Origin of the sequence: Nonomuraea sp. NPDC050404 (genome assembly GCF_040655495.1) — a bacterium.
GTDB lineage: Bacteria > Actinomycetota > Actinomycetes > Streptosporangiales > Streptosporangiaceae > Nonomuraea.
This window is the reverse complement of sequence record NZ_JBFAKB010000004.1, coordinates 86390-107351: the sequence shown is the minus strand read 5'-3', so window position 1 is coordinate 107351 and position 20962 is coordinate 86390. Positions and strand designations below refer to the sequence as shown.

The window sequence follows — 20962 nt, the reverse complement described above, 5'->3', positions numbered from 1 at the left end:
GGCCGCCATCGGCCTTGTTGTCAGTGCTTCGGGTACGCTCAGGCGGCTCCGTGCCAGGCCTTGCCCGCCAGCGCGGCGTCCAGAGGCGTGCCGGTGGCGTTGGCGACCCAGTTGGCCATGGTCGTGAACGCCGCCTGCGTGATCGCCTCCAGCACCTGTACCTGCGAGAACCCGGCCGCCAGCACCGCGTCGAGCTCGTCAGGGCCGACTGGCCCGCCGGAGCGCGGCAGCGCCCTGACGAAGGTGGCGAGCGCGTCCATGCGCTCGTCCGGCAGTTCGTCCTTGCCGGCCCGCAGCGCCTCGATGACCTCCGGCGCCAGTCCCGCCCGTTCGGCGAAGGCGGAGTGCGCGGCCACGGACCACGCGCACCGGTTGGCCACGCTGACCGCGATCCCGATCACCTCTCGCTCGGCCCCGGTGAGCGTGGTCTGCCGCAGCGCGCGCTGCAACTCGTTGAAGCCGTCGATCGCGACCGGAGACCCGGCGATGGAGCCGGCCAGGTTGGGCACGAACCCCACCCGCTGCCGCAGTTCCTCCAGCGGCTGCCGGGACGCCTCAGGAGCCGATTCGACGGAGTGAACGGTGAAGACGGTCATGGCGAGACCTCCATTGACCGGCCACGGGCTGTTCCCTGGCCGGAGTCCTCACTGTCGGCGGCCCCGCGCCCCGTTCCAATTCCCTCCGAGGGAAGTGCGCTCGGACATCTCAGGCCGTTGACTGTGAGATGTGCGCACACCAGCCCGCTGCCCGCTGGGGGATCTGCTGCGTCATTGGCGGCAGGTACGGCGGATGAGCCAGCTCGCCCTGGCCCACCACGCCCAGGTCTCACCGCGTCATCTCAGCTTCGTCGAGAGCGGCCGCTCCACCCCCAGCCGCGCCATGATCCTCACCCTCGCGGGCGCCCTCGATGTCCCCCTGCGCGAACGCAACGACCTCCTGCTCGCCGCCGGCTACGCCCCCGCCTACCGCGAAACCGCCATCGCGGAACCAGCCATGGCCGCCATCCGCAGGGCACTGGAACGGGCTCTGACCCACCACGAGCCGTACCCGGCCGTCGTCATGGACCGCCACTGGAACATCACGCAGACCAACCGCCCCGCCAACATCATGTTCGCCTTCTTACGTGGCACTCCACCCCCCACCGACAGCACGAACGTGATCAGGCTCATGTTCGACCCCCGCGAGCTGCGCCCGCACGTCGCCAACTGGCCCCAGGTCGCCCCCGCCCTCATCCAGCGGGTCCACCGCGAAGCCGTCGGCGGCATCCCGGACCCCACCACCAAGGCCCTGCTGGCCGAGGTTCTCTCCACCCCGGGCCTCCCCACCGGCTGGCACGAACCCGACCTCACCGCCCCGATCCTGCCGATCGTCCCCATCCACTTCACCAAGGGCGGGGTGGCCGTCAGCTACTTCTCCATGATCACCACCGTCGGCACCCCGCAGGACATCACCGCCCAGGAGCTACGAGTGGAAAGCTTCTACCCCGCAGATCCCGAAACCGAGCTGCATCGCTGGACATAAGCCTCATAGGTTAACTCGATGACCAAAGTCTTCACGGTGTCCCAAGCCACCCCAGCCGATGGCGACGCGGTGGGCGAGATCCACGCCGAATCCTGGCAGGCCGCCTATGCGAGTTTCTTCGCGCCGGAGTTCTTCGCGCAGGCGGTGCTGAACCGGCGTACCAAGTGGCGTGACGTGCTCGCCGAGGGCAAGGACACCGCCCTGCTCGCCGCACTGGACGGCCGCCCTCTCGCCTTCTCCTTCTTCGGCCGCTCCTCCATCCGCCCCGGCTCGGCGGAGATCTTCGGCTTCTACGGCCACCCGGAAGGCTGGGGCAGTGGCATCGCGCAGGCCCTCATGACCGCCGTCCTGGACCGGATCCGCGCGGACGGCTTCACCCACACCCACCTGTGGACCCTGCGCGACACCCCGCAGTCGCGCCGCTTCTACACCAGGAGCGGCTTCACGGAATCGGGCACGGTACGCGATCACGACTACGGCGACGGCAACCCGCTCGCCCAGGTCGAGTACGAACTGCTCCTGCGCTGACGCGTCGCGACAATCGGGTTGATGGCCATGGTCGCGCGTTGGTAGAACTCGGTCATGTTGCACGGAAAGCTCGTCCGCCTGCGCGCCACCACCCCGGACGACTTCGAGGCCATCTGGCGCTGGGGGAACGACCCCGACGTGGTGCGCTGGATGTTCGCCGGATATCCCGAGTCGCTCGAACAGGCGCGCGAACGGCTGGCCGCGATCCCGCCCAACAACTACCGGAACTGCCGGTTCATCATCGAGTCGCTCGACGACGGGCGGGCCGTCGGGTTCATCCGGCTCAGGGACGCGGAACCGGAGGTCGGGCATGCGGAGCTGGATGTCCAGATCGGCGAGAAGGACGTCTGGGGCCGGGGTTACGCGACCGAGGCGATGCGGCTCATGTGCAGGTACGGGTTCCGCGAGATGCGCCTGCACCGGATCGGCCTGGACGTCGTGACGGAGAACGCGGCGGCCAGAAGGATCTACGAGAAGGTGGGCTTCGTCGAGGAGGGCCGGCTGCGCGAGTGCTTCCGCCAGGACGGCGAATGGTACGACATGATCCTTATGGGCCTGCTCGAAGACGAACTGCGCGACGAGTGACCGTCCCGGCAGGGGGTCTACTCGGCTGTGGGCTCGTCCCAGATCGAGGTGCCGTACAGGACCTGGTAGCGGTCGGCGGGGATGATGATGTCGGCGGTTTCGATGGGGCGGGTGTCGGCGTAGTACGTGCGTTCGATGGTCAGGACGATGGCCGGCGCGCGCAGGTCGAGTTGTTTCGCCTCCTCCACCGTCGCGTTCCTGGCCGACACCACCTCGGCGGCGTGGGTCACCTGGACGCCGATCTGGCGCATGCGCTCGACCACGCCCTTGCCCGCGTGCGGCCCGTCCTCGGGCAGGACGATCGGTGTCCCGCGCGTCATCCCCAGCGGCTCCCACGTCGTGGACAACATCACCGGCCGGTCGTCGCCACGGAAGACATAGCGGGTACGGATCACGTCAAGGTCCTCGGCCGACTCGTCGAGGCCAAGCCGCCGGCGGATCTCCGGTGGGGCCGAGGCGGTGCGACTGTCATAGCTCCAGGTGCCCGCCTGCCCCTGAGCCGCCATCTCAGCGGCGAAGGGGCTGCCGCCGCGTGCGTTGCGGTTCCAGCTTCTGACCAGTTGTTGCACTCTTGGCCTTGCCCGCACATAAGTGCCGGAACCCGAGCGAGCCTCAGCGATCCCCTCAGCCACGAGAATGCCGAGTGCCCGTTGCGCGGTGTTGGAGGAGATCCCATGTTCACGGACCAGTTCGGGGATTGAGGGAAGCCGGTCTCCTTCGGAGAGGCCGCCGCTCGTGACGCGGGCCCGAAGATCGTCGGCGATCTCCATATACCGAGGTCGCGCGTCTCCCTCATTCACGGAAGCAGCTTGACAGGCCCGCTCCGCCAGCCTCAAGCTAGGGGTTAAGCAAGCATTTCTGAACCCCTAGCATGGCGGTCTTATGCTGCATCGAACATTCCCCGGCGCTCCCGAGTCCATCGAGACGACCTCCGCATGGATCACGACGACCGTCGACGCCCAGCAGTCCCGGATCTCCCTCGCCGACGCGGTACAAGTCGGCAGCGCGCTGGTGGCCGCGGCACTCCATCACACGCCCCGAGACGGCTCCTTCGAGATCAAGCTGCTCCCGATGCCCGACGGCGGCCTCGTCATTCTCGTCAAGGACCCCAACGCGCCAGCCGCCCCGCGCCCTGGCGGCTGGGCGGAAGTCTCCCGCCGGGTCAGGGCATTCGGCACGACCACCTCCCCGGAAGGCGGCCACATCGCGTGGTGCGAACTACCCCAGGCGGTGTCCCCATGACGCAACCACCCGACGGATGGATCAGCAGAGCCGACAGGCCGCCCCGCTGCCTCAGCCCGCACGTGAGCCCGCCCACCTCCCATTGCGAGCCGTTGAAATGGAACGTTCCAATACAAGACGGACGCGTACTGCTGTGGACGTGCGACTGCACCGGCACCTTCTACGAGCTGCGGCAGGCGGGCGGCCTGCGGTTCATCAGGCGGACCCGGCGCGACAGGGCAGGCGCGGAAGTGATCGAGCACAGCTACTCGTGGCCTGCCCCGGTCGCGGCGGCGCAGTGGAACGCCCTGCTCATGGGCCATCTCCGGTGAGACCTCAGCCCCAGAACTCCGCAAGGAGGGCGTTCACCTGCTCGGACGCCTCCACGTGCACGTTGTGGCCCGCACCGGGGATCGTCACGTGGCGGGCGCCGATGCGTTCGGCGGTGATCTGGGCGCACCTCATGAGGGGTGTGCCGCCCTGCTCCCGGAAGGACTGCGGCACGTTGTCCCAGGCTCCCGCGATCACTAGCTTGGGGAACGTGGCCGCCCGCAGGGCCGGAAGCGGCACTCCCGCCTCCCAGCAGACACGCTCGCGCAGGACGGTGGCGGCGGCGCGCAGGCGGCGCGGGGTGGGCTCAAGGGGTGGCAGGCCCATCGGCTCGGTGGCCGAGAGCAGCCACTGCTCGGGGGTCAGCTCCGGCAGGTTGGCGTAGGCGGCGCGGTTGGCGCGCAGTGCGGCGGCCACGGCCGGGTCGTCGGCGGCGGCCTGGTAGCAGCCCGGCTCGATCAGGGTGAGCGACCGCACCACCTCGGGGCGGCGGGCTGCGGCGATCATGGCGCCGACGCCGCCGTACGAGTGACCGACCAGATGGGCGCCCTCGCCGAGCAGTTCGGCCAGGTCGTCGGCGTCGGCCAGGTAGTCGCTGGCGAACCGCTCCCCCGCGTCCGGGCTGTCGCCATAGCCCCGCCGGTCCACGAGCAGCAGGCGGAAGCGGCCGGCCAGCGGGCGCTGCGCCGCGAACCCGGCCATCGGATCATCACCCCAGCTCGTGGCCCCATGCACGAAGATCACTCGTGGCGCGCCCTCCGGACCCAGCTCGGTCACGTGCAACTCGCCCGGCAGCACCCCGTTGGGGCGGAACAGCGGCTCGGCGGTCGCGGAGGCGGGCATCATGCTCCTTAAACGTCGTTCATCAACCCTTGAACCATGTATAAGACAGTTGAACTCCGGTCGTCAAGATCCGGTACGGTGGTCCCGTGGCGCTCACTGACTCCGACGGTTCCGTGTGGCTGCGCCCGCACCGGCCCCCGCGCGACCGTCAGCTCTCCCGTGACCAGATCGTCTCCGTGGCCGTCACCGTGCTGGACGCCGACGGGCATCGCGGGCTTTCCATGCGCCGGGTCGCCTCCGAGCTGGGGGTTACGGCCGGTTCGTTGTACTGGTACGTACGCACCAAGGACGACCTGCTCGAACTGGCCCTCGACCGGGTCCTGGGCGAGGTGCGCACCGATCCGGCCGAGGCCGACTGGCGGCGTGCGCTGGCGGCGCTGGCCCGTGGCAACCGCGAGATGTTGTTGCGCCACCGATGGGCGCTGCGGGAGCTGACCGTCAGGCCGAACCTCGGGCCGAACGCGTTCGCGCTGGCCGAGACCGGTCTGCAACTGCTGGCCCGTGCCGGGTTCGCCGACGCGGATGTGGACGCGGCGATGTCGGCGATCAATGATCACGTGGTCGGTGCGGTGATCTCTCAGGTGTCCTGGATCGACTCACTTGAGCGCATGAGCGAGGCCCGGATCGGGGCTGGGGCTGGGGGCGGGGGTAGCTGGAGCGAGCATGTCGCCACGACCTACCTGCGGGAGGTCGCCGATCGCCACCCGATGCTGGCCCGCCGAATGGCCGCCACCCGTGAGATCGACGTGGAGAGCGAGTGTGAGCGCCGCTTCGAGTTCGCGCTGAAGTGCCTCCTGGAAGGTCTGGCCGCCAGCCACGACGCGGCCGGCGAGCTTACGCGCCGCCCTTGACGAAGCCCATGACGAGGAACACGGGGAACCTGGCGGCGTCCGGACGCTTGGCCGCCCACTCCTGCGGGGGCTCGGGCTCGTACATCTCCTCCAGCAGCAGGCCGTGACGGCGGAAAGCGTTGAGGTACGTCGAGAGCGTGCGGTGGTTGGCGCCCACCTGACGGCGCAGCGACGACAGCTCGCCATCGGCCCGCCACCAGCCCTCGGCGTAATAACGGGCGTCGCCCGGCCATGACCCCGAGACGCTCTGACCACCGGGGAAGCAGGGGTGCAGGATCGAGCAGGCTAATACGCCGCCAGGACGCAGGGCGGCGGCGGTGGTCGCGAGAGCGCCTTCGAGGTCGTCAATGTCGGAGAGGCCAAAACTGCAGGCCACGGCGTCGAACGGGCCAAGATCTCGCAGCGCGTCCCCCGTTGTGACGTCGGCGCGCAGGTAGCGGATGCCCAGCGGCGTCTCGCGTTCGGCGCTCCGCGCCTTCTCGATCAGCGCGGCCGAGATGTCGGCGCCTACCACCTGGGCACCCCGCCGGGCCAGCTCACGGCTGATCCGCCCGTGCCCGCAGGCGATCTCCAGCACGCGCCGGCCCGCGATCGGCTCCAGCAGGTCGAGCAGGCGGCGGGAGGCCGGGTCGTCGATGACGTCGGTCCAGCCGGACGCGTAGAAGTCGGCGATCTCGTCGTAGCGCGCAACGCCCGTCATGACCAAGACCCTATGATCGGGCGGCCCGGCGGCAGAAGGGTGTTCGTCGAGCGCGGAAATCCGCTGTCTTCGTGCAGCGGACGCGAGCTAGCATGACGAACCATGGAGTGCTTCGCCGCCTGGCGTACCCGCCGCTGAGGGCGCTCGCCGCCAACAACTGGCCGACCGATGCCCTTGTCCATCGGACCCTCAGCCCGAAAGGCGCACTTCCATGCATATCCGTACGTACGTCGAGCACGATCTGGCGCAGCTCACCGAACTGACCATCGAGACGTTCGGCCCGTTCTACGAGGATCACTTCCGCCCCCTGGTCGGCGAGGTGATCTTCGCCAACCAGCACGGCGACTGGCGGGACGACTACCGCAAGCAGGTCGCCGACCTGCACGACCCCGCCTCGCACAAGTACGTCGCAGTCACCGAGGCGGACGACGCCATCGCCGGTTACGTCGCCTGGAGCGTCGATCCGGCCCGCAGGAACGGCACCATCTCGCACGTCGCCGTCGCGTCCGCGTACCGCAGGCACGGCGTGGGCTCCGCCCTGTGCGAACACGCCTTCGCCGAGATGCGTGCCCTCGGAGCCGAAGTGGTCGAAATCGGAACTGGCGGCGACCCCTTCCACGCACCCGCCAGAGCCCTGTACGAGAAACTCGGCTGCACACCACTCCCGGTCGCCGTCTACTACCGGCAGCTCTAAAAGCAAAGAAACGGCCATCACGCCCACGCGGCCCTCCCGGGCAGGAGGAGGATCGTCCCCGGGTCGAGCAGGCAAGACGCGGGGGTAGGACATGGGCGGCAGGCCCGGGATCGCGGCACTCATCGCGCTCGCCGCACTGGGCGGCGGCTGGACATTCGAGCCGGCCGCCGCCCCCACCCCGGCGTCGGAAGCCGAAAGCCCCATGCCTGCCGAAAACCCCAGACCTGCCGAAAACGGAAACCCCAGACCTGGCGACCGCCCCAGGCCACCCGAGACCCCCAGGCCGGCCGTCCTGCGTATCGCAAGCACCGTAACCCCAGACCCGATGATCATCGGCGCGGAGTCCGTCTACACCCTGACCGTCACCAACCTCGGCAACGGCGACGCCACCGACGCCGTCATCACCGACGTCCTCGACCAGAACGTCTCCCCCGGCCCGCTCCCCGGAGACTGCCTGCTCACCAACCGCACAATCACCTGCGGCGGCCCCGGCCTGACGATCCCCGCAGGTCAGCGCATCGTCTACGACATCCCGGTCACAACAGAACCAACCCTCCAGGACGGTACGAAACTCACCAACCGCGCCCACATCACAGCCCTCGACACGAACCCCGCCGAAACCCGGCTCCTCACCAGAACCCAGGCCAGAGCCGACCTGGAGCTCCGAAACAGCGCGGCCACGAGCCCCGGCGGCACGATCACCTACACCTTGACGGTCACCAACCACGGCCCGTCCCAGGCGACGGACGTCACCGTCCAGGGCCCCGGCCAGGCGAAACAACCATCAGAATGCGGCCAGGGCCGCTCCTGCCCCCTCGGCCCCCTCGCGCCGGACGAGAGCAGAACGCTCACGTACACCATCGCCCCCGGCACCACCGGCTTGATCGAGACCTGCGCCACCGTGCACGCCGCCGCCCGCGACGACCGTACCGCCGACAACAGCTCCTGCGCCCGCACGATGGTCGAGCCCGCGCAGCCCCCGAGCCAGAGCCCCGCTCCGGCCCCGCCGCAGCCCGCACCGAGCCCCAGCCACCACGAGCGGCAGGCCGTACAAGAGGACAAGGGCGCAGGTCCGGCGCGGCACGAGCCCCGTCAGGACGACAGCGGCACTCCCCCGGCCGCGGCCCGCGCGGAGGAGCCCGACGTGCCACCCCCGGCGCACCACCGCGACGACACCACCGAACTGCCCCTGACCGGCGCCTCGGTCTGGATGCTCGGCCTGGGGGTGGCGGTGCTGATGGCGATCGGCCTGCTCGTACGCTTCTTCTCACGCCAGGAGCGCGACGACGCCGGGCGACCGAGCTGACGGGCCACTCACGGCACCGGCGCCTCCCGAGTCCACGATCCCAGCACCAGCAGCGTCTTGGTCCCCGTCACGTCCCCCGCCCGGCGCAACCGGTCGATGACCTGCTGGAGGTGGCCGAGGTCGCGCACCCGTACGTGGATCAGCGCGTCCGGATCGCCGGCGATCGTGAACACCGCCTGCACCTCGGGCACGTCCGTCGCGGTGCGGATGATCTCGGCCACCGGCGTCGTGCCCGGATAGCGCAGCTCGGTGAACGCCTCAATGCCCCACCCCAGCTTGGCGTAGTCGATCTGCACGGAGAACCCGGTGATCACGCCGAGCTCCCTCAGCCGATCCACCCTCCGCTTGACCGCCGCGACCGACAGCCCGATACGCTCGGCCATCTCGGAGAAGGTACGGCGCCCGTCCTCCCGCAGGAGACGGAGCACCTGGTGATCGATCTCATCCACGTCAGGCAAGGAGAACGCCCCCCTCAGGCGCAAATAACCACATGCACGAAGCTCATGAACTCATATTGTTTGCGTCTTTGGCCCGCTTTCTCATCTAATACTTGCGCACATCATGCCCGCGTTGCTGTGCTGGAAGCCACAGGAAGAGCGCGTACGACGACGACCAGGAGGTCCGCGTGAGCGTGAGCGAGACTCCCGCCCCAGTGTCGCTCGACGACAAATACACGGCGCTCGACGGCCGGGTGCTCATCTCCGGCATCCAGGCCCTGGTCCGCCTGACGCTGGAACAGCGCCGCCTGGACGAGGCGCGCGGCCTGAACACCCGGGCCTACGTCACCGGCTACCAGGGTTCGCCGCTCGGCGGCGTGGACCTGGAGATGGGCCGCGCGAGCCGCTTCCTCGACCAGGCGGGCGTGGTGTTCCGGGCCGGGCTGAACGAGGAGCTGGCCGCCACGGCCATTGCCGGGACGCAGCTCCTGGAACAGGTTCCCGGCAGGCGCCACGACGGCGTGACGGGTTTCTGGTACGGCAAGAACCCCGGCCTCGACCGGGCCGCCGACGCCATCAGGCACGCCAACGCGGCCGGCACGGCCCCGCTCGGCGGCGCGGTCGCGTGGATCGGCGACGACCCCGGCTGCAAGTCCTCCACGCTGCCCAGCACGTGCGAGCCGATGTGCCAGAGCCTGTCCATGCCGCTGCTCGCGCCCGGCTCGGTCGCGGAGATCATCGAGTACGGGCTGCACGCGGTGGCCATGTCGCGAGCCACCGGCCTGTGGGTGGGCCTGAAGATCGTCGCCGACATCGCCGACGCCTCCGCCACCGTGGACCTCGGCCCGCTGCGCGCCGGCATCCCCGCTCCCGAGGCGCGGGTCAAGGGCGCGGCCCCCATCCTGCTCGGCGCGGCCGCTCTGGACGCCGAGCACGACATGCTCACCCGCCGCCTCGACCTGGCCCGCGAGTACGCCCGCACCCATGGACTGAACCGCGTCATGTCGGGCGCGGCCAACACGACCCTCGGCATCCTCGCCGCCGGCGGCACGTACGCGATCGTCGAGCGCGCCCTGGCGGACCTGGGCCTGGACCCCGACGAGGCCGGGATCCGGCTGATCAGGCTGGCGATGCCGTTCCCCGTCGCCGGGGACGAGCTGGCCGCCATGACCCGCGACCTGGACAAGGTGCTGGTCGTCGAGGACAAGGTGCCGTTCCTGGAGGGCCAACTCAAGCAGGCCTTGTACGGGAGCGAGCGTCCCCCGGCCGTCGTGGGCCGCGAACTCCTGACCGCCCGTGGCACGCTGAGCGCGGAGGACGTGACCAAGGCCATCGCCACCTGCCTGAACCTTGATCAACCCCGCCGGACACGACGGCGCGGCCTGCTTCCCGTGGTGGCCGCGCGCACGCCGTACTTCTGCTCGGGCTGCCCCCACAACATCTCCACCCGTACGGCCGACGGGACGCTGGTCGGCGTGGGCATCGGCTGCCACGCGATGATCGCGCTGGACGGGCACGGGCGTGGCACCCAGGTCGGCATCACCCAGATGGGCGGCGAGGGTGCCCAGTGGTTCGGGCTGTCGCCGTTCACCGAGGACCGGCATTTCGTGCAGAACCTGGGCGATGGCACCTACCACCACTCCGGTTCCCTGGCGATCAGGGCCGCCGTCGCGGCCGGGGCGTCGATGACGTACAAGCTGCTCTACAACGACGCCGTCGCCATGACCGGCGGCCAGCGCCCGGAGGGCAGGCTGGACGTGCCCGCGCTCACCCACGAGCTGGCCGTCGAGGGCGTGCGCCGGATCGTGATCACCACGCCGGAACCACAGACCTATCGCGGGGTCCGGCTGGCGCCGATCGCCTCCGTACGCCACCGCGACGACCTTCCCGAGGTCGAGCGGGAGCTGGCCGCGCTCGGCGGCGTGACCGTGCTGATCCACGACGACCGGTGCGCGGCCGAGGAACGGCGGCTGCGCAAGCGCGGCAAACTGCCCACGCCCACCCAGAAGGTCGTGATCAACGAGCGGGTCTGCGAGGGTTGTGGCGACTGCGGCGACGTCTCGACGTGCCTGTCCGTACAGCCGGTCGAGACCGCGTACGGCCGCAAGACCCGCATCCACCAGGCCTCCTGCAACTCCGACATGAGCTGCCTCAAGGGCGACTGCCCCTCGTTCCTGCTGGTCGAACCCGGTACGAAACAGCCACGCAGGACGCCCGACCTGCCCGTGGAACCGCCGGAGCCGATCCCCGACCACGGCGACGAAGTGCTGATCAGGATGCCCGGCATCGGCGGCACCGGCGTCGTCACCGTCTCGCAGATCCTGCAGATGGCCGCCCACCTGGACGGGCTGCACGCGGCCGGTCTCGAACAGACCGGGCTGGCGCAGAAGGGCGGCCCGGTGGTCAGCGACGTGCGGATCGGGAAGCGGGCGCCGAGCGGGTCCGTCCGCGCCTCGCGGGGCGGGGCCGACGTGCTCATCGGCTTCGACGTGCTGGGCGCGGCGGCCGACGCCACCCTCGACGTCGCCTCCCCCGAACGTACCGTCGCCGTGCTGAACACCTCCGTCGTGCCCACCGCCGCCATGGTGACCGGCCGCGCCCCCGTCCCCGGGCACGCCGACGCGGTGGCGCGCGTGGCCTCCGCCACCCGCGACCAGCTCTGCGTGGACGCCCACGCGCTGTCGGAGGCGCTGTTCGGCGACCACATGCCGGCCAACCTGCTGCTGCTCGGGGCCGCGTACCAGCAGGGCTGCCTGCCCGTCGGCGCCGCCTCGATCGAACGCGCCATCACCCTCAACAGGGCCGCCGTCGAACAGAACCTGGCCGCCTTCCGCTGGGGCCGCGCCGCCGTGTCCGACCCGTCTGCGGTCCTGGCGGCCCTCCTGCCGGACGCCGCCGAGCCTGCTCAAGGGCTGGAGGACGTGGTGGCGGCGCGCGTGACGGACCTCACCGGCTACCAGAACACCACTTATGCGCGTACGTACGCCGAAGACGTCCAGCAGGTGAAGTCGCTCGCCATCGAGCGCGCGGGCCAGGAGGCAGGCACCGCGATCACCCTCGCCTACGCCCGCGGCCTGCACAAACTGATGGCCTACAAGGACGAGTACGAGGTCGCCCGCCTCCACCTCGACCCCGCGGAGGTCCAGCGGCGCGAGCGCGAGTTCGGCGCGGACGCGGCCGTGTCGGTGCTGCTGCACCCGCCCGTGCTGCGCGCGATGGGCATGAAGCGCAAGATCAGGCTGGGCCGCTCGGCCGGGGTGCTGTTCCGCGGGCTGCGGGCCGCGCGGGTGCTGCGCGGCACGGCGCTCGACGTGTTCGGCCGCGCCGGGGTGCGCAGGGTGGAGCGGGAGCTGGTCGGCGAGTACCGCGAGCTGGTACGCACGGCGCTGACCCGCCTCACCCCCTCGAACGCCGACGCCGTCGAGGAGATCGCGGGCCTGCCCGACCTGATCCGCGGGTACGAGGACATCAAGCTCGCCCGGGTCGCCGAGTTCCGCGACCGCGCCAGGAAGTCCCTGGACAACCTCTGAGGGAGTAGTGACCGTGACAGTCGACCGCCTGCTGCCCGACCAGGACGCCAAGGACCTCATCGAGCTGACCAGGGAGATCGCCGACAAGGAGCTGGCGCGCCGGGTTGACGAGCATGAGCGCGCGGAGACGTACCCGGAAGGGCTGTTCGCCACACTGGGCGCGGCCGGGCTGCTCGGGCTGGTCTACCCGGAGGAGCATGGGGGCGGCGGGCAGCCGTACGAGGTGTATCTGCAGGTCATCGAGGAACTGGCGATGCGCTGGGCGGCCGTCGCGGTGGCCACCAGCGTGCACACCCTCTCCTGCTTCCCCGTGGCGGCCTTCGGCACGGCTGAGCAGCGCGAACGCTGGCTCCCCGACATGCTCGCCGGCCACCTGATCGGCGGCTACAGCCTGTCGGAGCCCCAGGCCGGCTCCGACGCCGGGGCACTGACCTGCAAGGCCGAACGCGTCGAGACCGGCTACCGCATCACCGGCAACAAGGCATGGATCACCCACGGCGGCATCGCCGACTTCTACGCCCTCTTCGTCCGTACGGGCCCGGGTTCGCGCGGCGTGTCCTGCTTCCTCGCGCCCGGCTCGGCGGACGGCCTCACGTTCGGACGGCCCGAGGAGAAGATGGGCCTGCACGCCGTGCCGACGACCAGCGCCCACTGGGACGGCGCGATCCTGGACGCCGACCGCCTGATCGGCGCAGAGGGCCAGGGCCTGCAGATCGCCTTCGCCGCCCTCGACTCGGGCCGCCTCGGCATCGCCGCCTGCGCCACCGGCCTTGCCCAGGCGGCATTGGACGAGGCCGTCGCGTACGCCAAGGAGCGGCAGACGTTCGGCAAGAAGATCATCGACCATCAGGGGCTGGGGTTCCTGCTCGCGGACATGGCGGCGGCGGTGGACAGCGCGCGGGCCACGTACCTGGATGCCGCCCGGCGGCGGGACGCGGGGCTTTCCTACAGCCGTCAGGCGAGCGTGGCGAAGCTGGTGGCCACGGACGCGGCGATGAAGGTGACCACGGATGCGGTGCAGGTGTTCGGGGGGTATGGGTATACGCGGGAGTTCCGGGTCGAGCGGTACATGCGCGAGGCCAAAATCATGCAGATCTTCGAGGGCACCAACCAGATCCAGCGCCTCGTCATCAGCCGTCATCTCGCCAAGTAGCTCCTGAATATGCGAGAACCCCGATCAGACGAAACCCTCGGCGACGAGTCGTGCGCCGTGTTCGCCGACAATGTGGCGTTGACCTGATCCTCCAACGACGCGACACCAGCTTTCCACGGTCAGTTCGGCTCGCTCCAATCGATAGCTGAAACCGCCGTACATGCCGGGGACGGCAAACCAGCAGGCTGGGTTTCGCTGCTCGGTGAGTGGTTCCAGCTCGGGAAGGCGCAACTGCTGATCGGTGATCAGATCACCGGCACGGTGGTGAATCAGCGTGTGAAAGTGGTGTTGGATCGACTTCATGGTCTCGGCCGGCAGGCGGTGGTGGATGACCGGGGTGAGCGGTACCAGGAGATGGTGGTGTCCTCTGCGATCGGCGATGTCGACCGGTCGCTCTCCTTGGGCCGTGCGCAGCATGCGCCAGGCGCCGCCCGCGGCCAGCCGGTGGGCGATGTCGGCGTCGGCACCGTGCCAGGCGACCTGGTGAAGCGGGGCGTATCCGCTGCTGCCGCCGACTCTGCCGCTGTTGATCCAATGAGGGTTCGCTTCGAGCAGATCGAAAAGGCCGGCCCAGTTTCCGTCACGTGCCGCGTCGGCCAGCTTGTCGCGTTCCTCGACCGCCCTGTCGTTGTAACTCGATCTCAAGGTGACGCCGTCCCACGTCGAAACCTCGTCCTGTCCCATGCGCCATCCATCTGCTCGACCACCGGAGTATTTCCCGTACAGACTGACATTCATGAGTCAACTGGAGACCGAGCGCCTCATTATGCGTCCTCTCACAGGAGAGGACTTCGACGACTACGCCGCCATGTTGTCCGATCCGGAGGTGGCCGGAGGGCTGGCGGAGGCGGTGGGTACCTCGCCCGCGGATGCCTGGCGGAGCCTGGCCACCTTCATCGGCCACCGGGAGATCCGTGGTTACTCGCACTGGGCGCTGGTGGAGAAGGCGACCGGTGAGTTCGTGGGGCGGGCCGGGCCGTGGCAGCCGTACGGATTTCCTGGGCTGGGGGTTGGCTGGTGTCTGAGTCGTAGGCACTGGGGCAAGGGATATGCGACGGAGGCCGCTCGGGCCGCACTTCGGTACTGTTTCGACGAACTTGGAGCCGGTGAGGTGATCTCGCTCATCCGGCCCGGGAACCGGCCCTCCATCTCGGTGGCTGAACGCATCGGGCACCGGCACCTGCGCGACATCACCCATGGTGGCCAGGTCGTCCATCTCTATGGGCAGTCGGCGTGACAGCGAGGTATCCGCGTGCGCGTTCTGTCATCCGGTCTGACGGTGCTCATCATGGGCGTGGTGTGCGTTTCCTCGATGCCGGTGCGGGCCTCCGTAACCCCTCAGGCCATGGCCGTCGAGGGTGAGTTGCTGGAATTCGCCTGGACGTACCTGAAGGATCGGGCGGCCCGGCTGACGTCGAGACCCGCACACGGTGATCGGCGGGGGCTGACTCGCGTGCCCGTCGGCGCCGCGTTGCGGGAGCGCCTGGCCGCCGACGCCGCCGCGATCGATCGGCGCAGGGAGCGGCTTCGTGCGGTGAACGGTGGCCACAGGGGCTCTCGGGTCACCGTCAGGGACACGAAGTTCAGGCACGAAGGTGACACGGTCGTAACCCTCTACCTCACCGAAGTCACCGAGCTCTTCTTCTCGCGCACGGGGACCAGTGGGCCGCCCGGCGAGGCGTACGGGCTGAACCATCGTTTCGCCTTCCACAAGGCCGGCGGTTCCTGGCTGATCGCCGAGACGGAGCCCGGCCTGACGCCCGGCGGACTGGCTCCCGACACCTACCCCTGACAGGTGAAAACCCCGCTGTGGATGGGGATGCCGCTGTGTATGGGTCAAATCTCGATCGGCTTGCGGCGGGCGGTCTGCGTGGCCGTGCTCGCTCTCGTGGTCCTCCCGATCACCGCCGTCCTCACCGCCCCGGGGGCGGCGGCCGAGACACGTAAACGATCACAGGCGCAGGCCGCGGCCGCCTCGGCCCGGCGTATGCTGACGCAGCTCAAGGTCGCAGGGGCGCTGTCGATCCGGGGCTACAGCCGCAAACGCTTCCAGCCCCGGTGGGAGCACCACAAGGGCAAGTGCAACACTCGGGAGGCGGCCCTGGCCCGTGACGCGCGGAAGGTACGCAAGAACGCGGCCTGCCGGCCGGTCAAGGGGACCTGGTACAGCCCGTACGACGGCAAGGTGCTCAAGAGCGAGCGGCACGTGGACGTGGACCATGTGGTGCCGCTCGCCTACGCCTGGCGCTCGGGGGCCAAGCGGTGGAGTCAGGCCAAGCGGCGGGCCTTCGCCAACGATCTGACCCGCCCCGAGCTGGTCACGGTCAGTCACTCGGCCAACATCGCCAAGGGTGGTCAGGGGCCGCAGAGCTGGCGTCCGCAGCGCCGCGCCTACTGGTGCCGGTACGCGACGTCGTGGATCACCGTGAAGCGTCACTACCGGCTCTTCGTGACCCGTGACGAACGGGTGGCCCTGCTCAACATGCTCCGCACCTGCTGACATCGCCCCCATGGCCCGGTGGCCGGCGCCTGCAGCTGTCTTCAGGCCGTCCCCGGGCCCAGCGGGTTGCCCGAAGGCCGGCTTCCCCATAACGACTCCGCATGTTAGGCAGACGAGCGGCGACAGAGCGTGACACCGTCGGGTGCGTGGCGGGTGAGACTGCGGGTTTGGAAGAAGCCCTGGGCCGCGTGGTACGACTGGCGGGAGACCACATCGGCGCGCTCGACTCCAGCATGCGGTGCATGACGGCACATGCCTGGGTCGGCGGCGGCGCGGGCCCGTTCGCCCAGGCCATGGGTGACCAGCGCGGCCGGCTCCAGCGTGCCTTCGAGAGCGCGGCGGACCAGATCGCCGAACGTATCCGCGCCCTCGGCGGTCAGGCCGCCGCCCCGCCGCCACTGGCCACTCCGCTCGCCACCGCCACCACGTCCGCGCGTGATGGCTACCGGGGGATGGAGGTGGCGGCGGTGACCCGTATGGTGGCGGATCTGGAGCGTGCCGGGAACGATCTCCCGGGCGCGGGAAGCCTGCTCTCCGCGGCGCTTTCCATGGCTTGCGTGAGCGCCGTGCCCGCCCAGCAGGTCGCGGCCGTGGGCACCTGGGCCAGCCAGCAGGTCGCCGAACTGCGCGGGCGGCTGACCGTGCTCCAGCGCCGGCCCGAGACCGACACGGCCACCGCCGCCATGCTCGGCTTCGGGCTGTTCGGTGGGTTCGCGCCCGACCCGGACAGCGTCGGCGCCCTGCTGAGGGGTGTCGCGACCGGCGGCGACCCCGCGGCGTTGAAGAAGGTGATCGAGGCCCAGAACACCGGCAAGGACCCGGCCCTCGCCGCCCGGGTCAACGGCTGGTGGCAGACCCTCGACCCGGCCACCCGCCAGCGGCTCGTCAACTCCGCGCCGGAACTGGTCGGACAGCTCAACGGCGTGCCCGCGGCCACCCGGGACAGCGCGAACCGGCTGTACATGGGCTCGCGCAAGGCGGAGATCGACCGGCGGCTGCAGCAGTTGCGTGCCCTGGCGGAGCATCTGGAAGGCGCGCCGGCCCTCCCGGGGGGTGGGCCGCGGTTCGTGGTACGCAGGGAGATCGAGGAGTTGGAGGCCCAGCGGCGGCAGATCGCGGCGGTGGACAAGAGTCTGGCGCTGGGCGGCGTCGGAGGGCGGCCTCCGGCGTTCCTGCTTCATCTGGAGCTTGGCGGGCCGGGCAAGGTCGCCATCTCCTTCGGCGATCCCGACAAGGCCGACTCGGTGGTGACTTCGGTGCCCGGGACCGGCAGCACGCTGGAGGGGATCGGGGGCGACGCGACCCGCGCCGCGACGCTGTGGGATCAGGCCAACGCCTCCGCCACCGCCGGCACGGAAACCGCTTCGATCATCTGGCTCGGCTACGAAGCACCTCAACTCGATGCGGGGATTGTCCTGAGCGACACCTCCGTGGCATCTCCCAACCTGGCTCAGGCCGGCGCAGGCACGCTGGCCGGCTTCCTCGACGGTCTTCACGCGACACACCAGGCGGCGGGAGCAGCGCGGTTCACGGTGCTGGGGCACAGCTACGGCAGCGTGGTCACCGGCATGGCCGCGCAGACGCGGAAGGGAACGTTCGCTGATCAGCTCATTCTCCTGGGTAGTCCCGGGACGATGGCGGCACGCGCGAGCGATCTCGGAGTCAAGAAGGTCTGGGTGGGCGAGTCTCCACAAGATCCAGTCGCCGACCTGGGGCATCTTCCCCTGAGCGGTGGCAAGAACCCCTTTTCTGGCCTGCTGCTCCCCTGGTTGCCGAACGGTCAGGGCCCTTTCGGGACAGACCCCAGCAACACAGCCTTCGGCGCCAACCGCTTCGCCGTCGATTCCACGCCTGCGGGTTCGCCCGGGTACGACGTCGGGACGCACTCCGCCTACTGGGATCGGCGCTCGAAGTCGCTGAGAAACATGGGATTCATCATCAACGGTCAGGACACTCGAGTGTCAGAGCAGGTGCCGCCACCGACGCCCGCTCAGCACTCCTCACCGACGCCGACGGGAGACTAGATGTCCCACGCCATCAGGTTGATCGTCGCAACGCTGGTTCTCGTCGCCGGGTGTGCACCCGGCGGGGGCCTGGGAGGCGCCATGAATGCATCGGCCAGCAAGCCGACCATCACCAAGGCTCAGGCGCTCGCCCGGATCGAGCAGCTCATCAACGGGACCGTCAGCGTCATCCGTCCCAAGCCCCAGCTGGACCTGTATCAGCCCAGCGTCAACGACGGCCTCTGCCTCGATCCGCTGGACGGGGGCTCAGAAGACCGGATCGTGGTCAGTCGCGAGTACTACCTGCGCGGGCTGCCCAAGTCCAAGGAAGCGCTGGATGAGGTGATCGCCGAGGTGAAGGCGTACTGGGAGAGGGAGGGCCACTACATCTCGGGCGAGAACAAGGAGGGTCTTCAACTTTACGGACGTTCCCGCCCCGACGACTTCCTCATGGCCATCGGCTGGGAGGCCGATGACGTGCTCAGTCTCGGCGCCACCTCTACCTGCCTCTGGCCGAACGGAACTCCCGAGCCGTCCGCGACGCGCTAACCGAGGTACGGCGGGAGGTTGAAGCGGGTGCGGATGGTGCGTTGGACGGTGGCCTTGTCGGCGCGGGCGTCGATCGTCATCACGTACTCCTTGCCCCGGAACAGCTCGATCACCGGGTCGATCTTGCTGTGGTAGTCGGCCAGGCGGCGGGCCAGGGCGTCCGGGCTGTCGTCCTCCCTGGTGACCAGGTCGCCGCCGCACACGTCGCACCGGCCCTCCTCCTTCGGCCGGTGGGCGATGAGGTTGTAGTCCATGCCGCAGCGGGAGCACAGGCGGCGGGCCAGGACGCGGCGGCGTACCTCGTCGTCCGGCAGGTCGAGGTGGATCACCCCGTCGATGTCGTAGCTCTCCAGGAAGAACTCGGCCTGGCGGCGGCTGCGGGGGAAGCCGTCGATGATGAAGCCGTAGTTCCAGTCGTGGGTCTGGAGGCGGTCCCTGACCACGTCCTCGACCAGGTCGTCCCCGACCAGTTCGCCGGCCGCCACCAGGCGGCGGACCTGGGCGCCGAGTTTGGTGTGGTTCTTGACGTGCCAGCGGAAGATGTCGCCGACGCTGATGTGCACCAGGTCGAGGTCGGCGGCGAGCAGAGTGCTCTGCGTGCCCTTGCCGCTCCCCTGTACGCCCATGATCACGTATTTCCGCAACGCATGACCCCACTTCCTGCGCGATGATTCACCTCTTGGGCATCGTCACCATCCCATCCATGGTCATGCGTGCGAAAGTCGTGTGGTGAGAGTGACGGGAGAGCCGCCGCCCACATGGAGGAGGTGGCGGCCGTCGTGGCGCGAGCCTCGTAGTGCGGGCGTCGTGGTGGCGGGCGTCGTGGTGGCGGGCGGAGCGGGGTCTTGCCTGGGAGCATGGTTGATACGTAGATCTGCCGATGTTTCGCGGGCCCGCGATGCCTAGTGTCGGCAGCGTCGGGTGCCCGCTGAACCCGCATCGAGCGTCCGCAGAAAGGTGAGTACATGCCCGCGCTGTCCGCCATCCTTTCCGCCGCCCTCCTCCTGGCCACCACCAGCTTCACCGGGGCGAAACCGGCGCAGGCGAGCACCGACGTCGTCTTCAAGCGGGCCGACTTCGCCGCCGGCACCGCCGAGGGCACCACGGCGGGCGACGGTGGGCTGGCGTTCGGGTCGGCGGCGGGCACGATGTCCTACACCGACGCGCTGGGCACCAAGACCTGGGAGTACGCCCGCTGGACCGGCCCCGAGCAGGCCATCGGCTTCGAGGCAACGGAGCTGATCGCGTCCTGGACGGCGGATGTGCCGGCGGGGAGCTGGATGCAGGTCGAGGCCCGGGGTAAGAACGCCGAGGGCCTGACCAGGTGGTATTCGCTGGGCCGGTGGTCCTACGCCGAGGGTGACATCAAGCGCACCTCCGTACCGAATCAGGGTGACACGGACGCATCGGTGGCCGTGGACACGCTGGTCGCGGCGGCGGGCAAGCCGATGAGCGGCTACCAGTTGCGCCTGACGCTCTATCGCAAGCCGGGCTCGTCGGTGACGCCGCGCGTGCGTACGTCCGGCGTGATGAGCTCCAACGTGCCCCAGCGCAAGAGCGTGCCGGCCAGCCCCGGCGGCGGCGCCTGGGGGAAGGAGCTGAAGGTGCCGCGCCGTTCGCAGAACGTCCACGAGGGGCACTACCCGGAGTGGAACGGCGGCGGTGAGGCGTGGTGCAGTCCCACCTCGACCACGATGGTGCTGGGGTACTGGGACAAGTGGCCGAGTGAGGAGGACACCTCGTGGGTGGATCCGTCCGATCCGAACCCCGAGGTGGACCACGCCGCGCGCTACACCTTCGACCACGCCTACGACGGGGCGGGCAACTGGCCGTTCAACACCGCCTACGCGGGACGGTACGGCGTGGACGGCTTCATCACCAGGCTGCGGTCGCTGACCGAGCTGGAGATGCTGGTCAAGGCGGGTGTGCCGGTGATCACGTCGCAGTCGTTCAAGAAGGGCGAGCTGCCGGGCGCCGGGTACGGCACCGACGGTCATCTCATGGCGGTGGTGGGATTCACCGCGACCGGTGACGTGATCGCCAACGATCCGGCCTCGCCGAGCAACCAGGCCGTACGGCACGTCTATCCGCGGGCCGCGTTCGAGAACGTGTGGCAGCGCAGCTCCAGCAGCGGCGGCGTGGCGTACGTCATCCATCCGCCGGATCACGCGATGCCGCCGACGCCCCCGAACCTGCCCGCCAACTGGTGAC

Annotated in this window: 23 protein-coding genes and 1 pseudogene; 16 read left to right on the top strand and 8 right to left on the bottom strand. The window is 69.6% G+C overall.

Translation table 11 applies throughout. The features are described 5' to 3' along the window. Nucleotides 1–38 precede the first annotated feature (38 nt). Nucleotides 39–596: a carboxymuconolactone decarboxylase family protein gene (locus tag AB0I81_RS12095; RefSeq protein ID WP_360654220.1), complete on the bottom strand. Its 558-nt coding sequence runs from the start codon at nucleotides 594–596 to the stop codon at nucleotides 39–41. Between the two features lie 130 nt (nucleotides 597–726). Here AB0I81_RS12095 and AB0I81_RS12090 point away from each other — a divergent pair, with 130 nt between their 5' ends. Genes AB0I81_RS12090 through AB0I81_RS12080 form a run of 3 tightly spaced genes read left to right on the top strand, consistent with a single transcriptional unit; the run spans nucleotide 727 to nucleotide 2634 of the window. Next, nucleotides 727–1521, top strand: a complete 795-nt coding sequence (locus AB0I81_RS12090) for a helix-turn-helix transcriptional regulator (protein ID WP_360654217.1) — start codon at nucleotides 727–729, stop codon at nucleotides 1519–1521. An 18-nt stretch (nucleotides 1522–1539) separates the two neighbouring features. Next, the gene (locus AB0I81_RS12085) at nucleotides 1540–2049 is read left to right on the top strand and encodes a GNAT family N-acetyltransferase (RefSeq protein WP_360654214.1); all 510 of its coding nucleotides are present in this window, start codon (nucleotides 1540–1542) and stop codon (nucleotides 2047–2049) included. Nucleotides 2050–2103: 54 nt separating this feature from the next. Continuing rightward, on the top strand, nucleotides 2104–2634 hold the full coding sequence (locus AB0I81_RS12080) for a GNAT family N-acetyltransferase (protein ID WP_360654211.1): 531 nt from the start codon (nucleotides 2104–2106) through the stop codon (nucleotides 2632–2634). Nucleotides 2635–2651: 17 nt separating this feature from the next. On the opposite strand, the gene AB0I81_RS12075 is transcribed toward AB0I81_RS12080, so the two are convergent. Both AB0I81_RS12075 and AB0I81_RS12070 read right to left on the bottom strand, forming a co-directional pair. Further along, nucleotides 2652–3203: a UTRA domain-containing protein gene (locus AB0I81_RS12075; protein WP_360655514.1), complete on the bottom strand. Its 552-nt coding sequence runs from the start codon at nucleotides 3201–3203 to the stop codon at nucleotides 2652–2654. A 27-nt stretch (nucleotides 3204–3230) separates the two neighbouring features. Further along, nucleotides 3231–3404, bottom strand: a pseudogene (locus AB0I81_RS12070) (winged helix-turn-helix domain-containing protein); the annotation flags it as partial. Nucleotides 3405–3516: 112 nt separating this feature from the next. Between AB0I81_RS12070 and AB0I81_RS12065 the strand changes: the two are divergent. Next, complete coding sequence (locus AB0I81_RS12065; protein ID WP_360654208.1) at nucleotides 3517–3876, top strand: hypothetical protein; 360 nt, start codon at nucleotides 3517–3519, stop codon at nucleotides 3874–3876. After that, on the top strand, nucleotides 3873–4187 hold the full coding sequence (locus tag AB0I81_RS12060; RefSeq protein ID WP_360654205.1) for a hypothetical protein: 315 nt from the start codon (nucleotides 3873–3875) through the stop codon (nucleotides 4185–4187). Before AB0I81_RS12065 ends, AB0I81_RS12060 begins: the two co-directional genes overlap by 4 nt. A gap of 4 nt (nucleotides 4188–4191) precedes the next feature. Here the strand turns inward: AB0I81_RS12060 and AB0I81_RS12055 are convergent, their stop codons facing one another. Next, entirely contained in the window at nucleotides 4192–5031 is an 840-nt protein-coding gene (locus AB0I81_RS12055; RefSeq protein ID WP_360654202.1) for an alpha/beta hydrolase, read from the bottom strand. Nucleotides 5032–5114: 83 nt separating this feature from the next. On the opposite strand from AB0I81_RS12055, the gene AB0I81_RS12050 reads away from it, so the two are divergent. Beyond that, the gene (locus AB0I81_RS12050; protein ID WP_360654199.1) at nucleotides 5115–5879 is read left to right on the top strand and encodes a TetR/AcrR family transcriptional regulator; all 765 of its coding nucleotides are present in this window, start codon (nucleotides 5115–5117) and stop codon (nucleotides 5877–5879) included. Here AB0I81_RS12050 and AB0I81_RS12045 read toward each other — a convergent pair. Continuing rightward, the gene (locus AB0I81_RS12045; protein WP_360654196.1) at nucleotides 5863–6579 is read right to left on the bottom strand and encodes a methyltransferase domain-containing protein; all 717 of its coding nucleotides are present in this window, start codon (nucleotides 6577–6579) and stop codon (nucleotides 5863–5865) included. The two genes, AB0I81_RS12050 and AB0I81_RS12045, sit on opposite strands and share 17 nt — an antisense overlap. 211 nt (nucleotides 6580–6790) lie before the next feature. On the opposite strand from AB0I81_RS12045, the gene AB0I81_RS12040 reads away from it, so the two are divergent. Beyond that, nucleotides 6791–7273 carry a GNAT family N-acetyltransferase gene (locus AB0I81_RS12040; protein WP_360654193.1) on the top strand — a complete coding sequence of 161 codons (483 nt, stop codon included), beginning with the start codon at nucleotides 6791–6793 and terminating at the stop codon, nucleotides 7271–7273. A gap of 91 nt (nucleotides 7274–7364) precedes the next feature. Beyond that, entirely contained in the window at nucleotides 7365–8579 is a 1215-nt protein-coding gene (locus AB0I81_RS12035; RefSeq protein WP_360654190.1) for a DUF11 domain-containing protein, read from the top strand. Between the two features lie 8 nt (nucleotides 8580–8587). On the opposite strand, the gene AB0I81_RS12030 is transcribed toward AB0I81_RS12035, so the two are convergent. Next, the gene (locus AB0I81_RS12030; protein WP_360654187.1) at nucleotides 8588–9028 is read right to left on the bottom strand and encodes an Lrp/AsnC family transcriptional regulator; all 441 of its coding nucleotides are present in this window, start codon (nucleotides 9026–9028) and stop codon (nucleotides 8588–8590) included. Between the two features lie 176 nt (nucleotides 9029–9204). On the opposite strand from AB0I81_RS12030, the gene AB0I81_RS12025 reads away from it, so the two are divergent. Continuing rightward, nucleotides 9205–12546: an indolepyruvate ferredoxin oxidoreductase family protein gene (locus AB0I81_RS12025; RefSeq protein ID WP_360654184.1), complete on the top strand. Its 3342-nt coding sequence runs from the start codon at nucleotides 9205–9207 to the stop codon at nucleotides 12544–12546. A 13-nt stretch (nucleotides 12547–12559) separates the two neighbouring features. Further along, nucleotides 12560–13699: an acyl-CoA dehydrogenase family protein gene (locus AB0I81_RS12020; RefSeq protein WP_360654181.1), complete on the top strand. Its 1140-nt coding sequence runs from the start codon at nucleotides 12560–12562 to the stop codon at nucleotides 13697–13699. Nucleotides 13700–13723: 24 nt separating this feature from the next. Here the strand turns inward: AB0I81_RS12020 and AB0I81_RS12015 are convergent, their stop codons facing one another. Beyond that, nucleotides 13724–14383 (bottom strand): hypothetical protein, encoded by a 660-nt coding sequence (locus tag AB0I81_RS12015; protein WP_360654178.1) that lies wholly within the window; start codon nucleotides 14381–14383, stop codon nucleotides 13724–13726. A gap of 52 nt (nucleotides 14384–14435) precedes the next feature. On the opposite strand from AB0I81_RS12015, the gene AB0I81_RS12010 reads away from it, so the two are divergent. The 5 genes from AB0I81_RS12010 to AB0I81_RS11990 all read left to right on the top strand — a co-directional run bounded on the left by AB0I81_RS12010 (nucleotide 14436) and on the right by AB0I81_RS11990 (nucleotide 18751). Then, nucleotides 14436–14936 (top strand): GNAT family N-acetyltransferase, encoded by a 501-nt coding sequence (locus AB0I81_RS12010; RefSeq protein ID WP_360654175.1) that lies wholly within the window; start codon nucleotides 14436–14438, stop codon nucleotides 14934–14936. Nucleotides 14937–14951: 15 nt separating this feature from the next. After that, the gene (locus AB0I81_RS12005; protein WP_360654172.1) at nucleotides 14952–15491 is read left to right on the top strand and encodes a hypothetical protein; all 540 of its coding nucleotides are present in this window, start codon (nucleotides 14952–14954) and stop codon (nucleotides 15489–15491) included. Between the two features lie 39 nt (nucleotides 15492–15530). Further along, the gene (locus AB0I81_RS12000; RefSeq protein ID WP_360654169.1) at nucleotides 15531–16199 is read left to right on the top strand and encodes an HNH endonuclease family protein; all 669 of its coding nucleotides are present in this window, start codon (nucleotides 15531–15533) and stop codon (nucleotides 16197–16199) included. 146 nt (nucleotides 16200–16345) lie between these two features. Beyond that, nucleotides 16346–18223, top strand: a complete 1878-nt coding sequence (locus tag AB0I81_RS11995) for an alpha/beta hydrolase (protein ID WP_360654166.1) — start codon at nucleotides 16346–16348, stop codon at nucleotides 18221–18223. 81 nt (nucleotides 18224–18304) lie between these two features. Continuing rightward, entirely contained in the window at nucleotides 18305–18751 is a 447-nt protein-coding gene (locus AB0I81_RS11990; protein WP_360654163.1) for a hypothetical protein, read from the top strand. Here the strand turns inward: AB0I81_RS11990 and AB0I81_RS11985 are convergent. Beyond that, on the bottom strand, nucleotides 18748–19395 hold the full coding sequence (locus AB0I81_RS11985) for a nucleoside monophosphate kinase (RefSeq protein ID WP_360654160.1): 648 nt from the start codon (nucleotides 19393–19395) through the stop codon (nucleotides 18748–18750). The genes AB0I81_RS11990 and AB0I81_RS11985 overlap by 4 nt on opposite strands. A gap of 321 nt (nucleotides 19396–19716) precedes the next feature. Between AB0I81_RS11985 and AB0I81_RS11980 the strand changes: the two genes are divergently transcribed. Beyond that, the gene (locus AB0I81_RS11980) at nucleotides 19717–20961 is read left to right on the top strand and encodes a C39 family peptidase (RefSeq protein ID WP_360654157.1); all 1245 of its coding nucleotides are present in this window, start codon (nucleotides 19717–19719) and stop codon (nucleotides 20959–20961) included. Nucleotide 20962 lies beyond the last annotated feature (1 nt).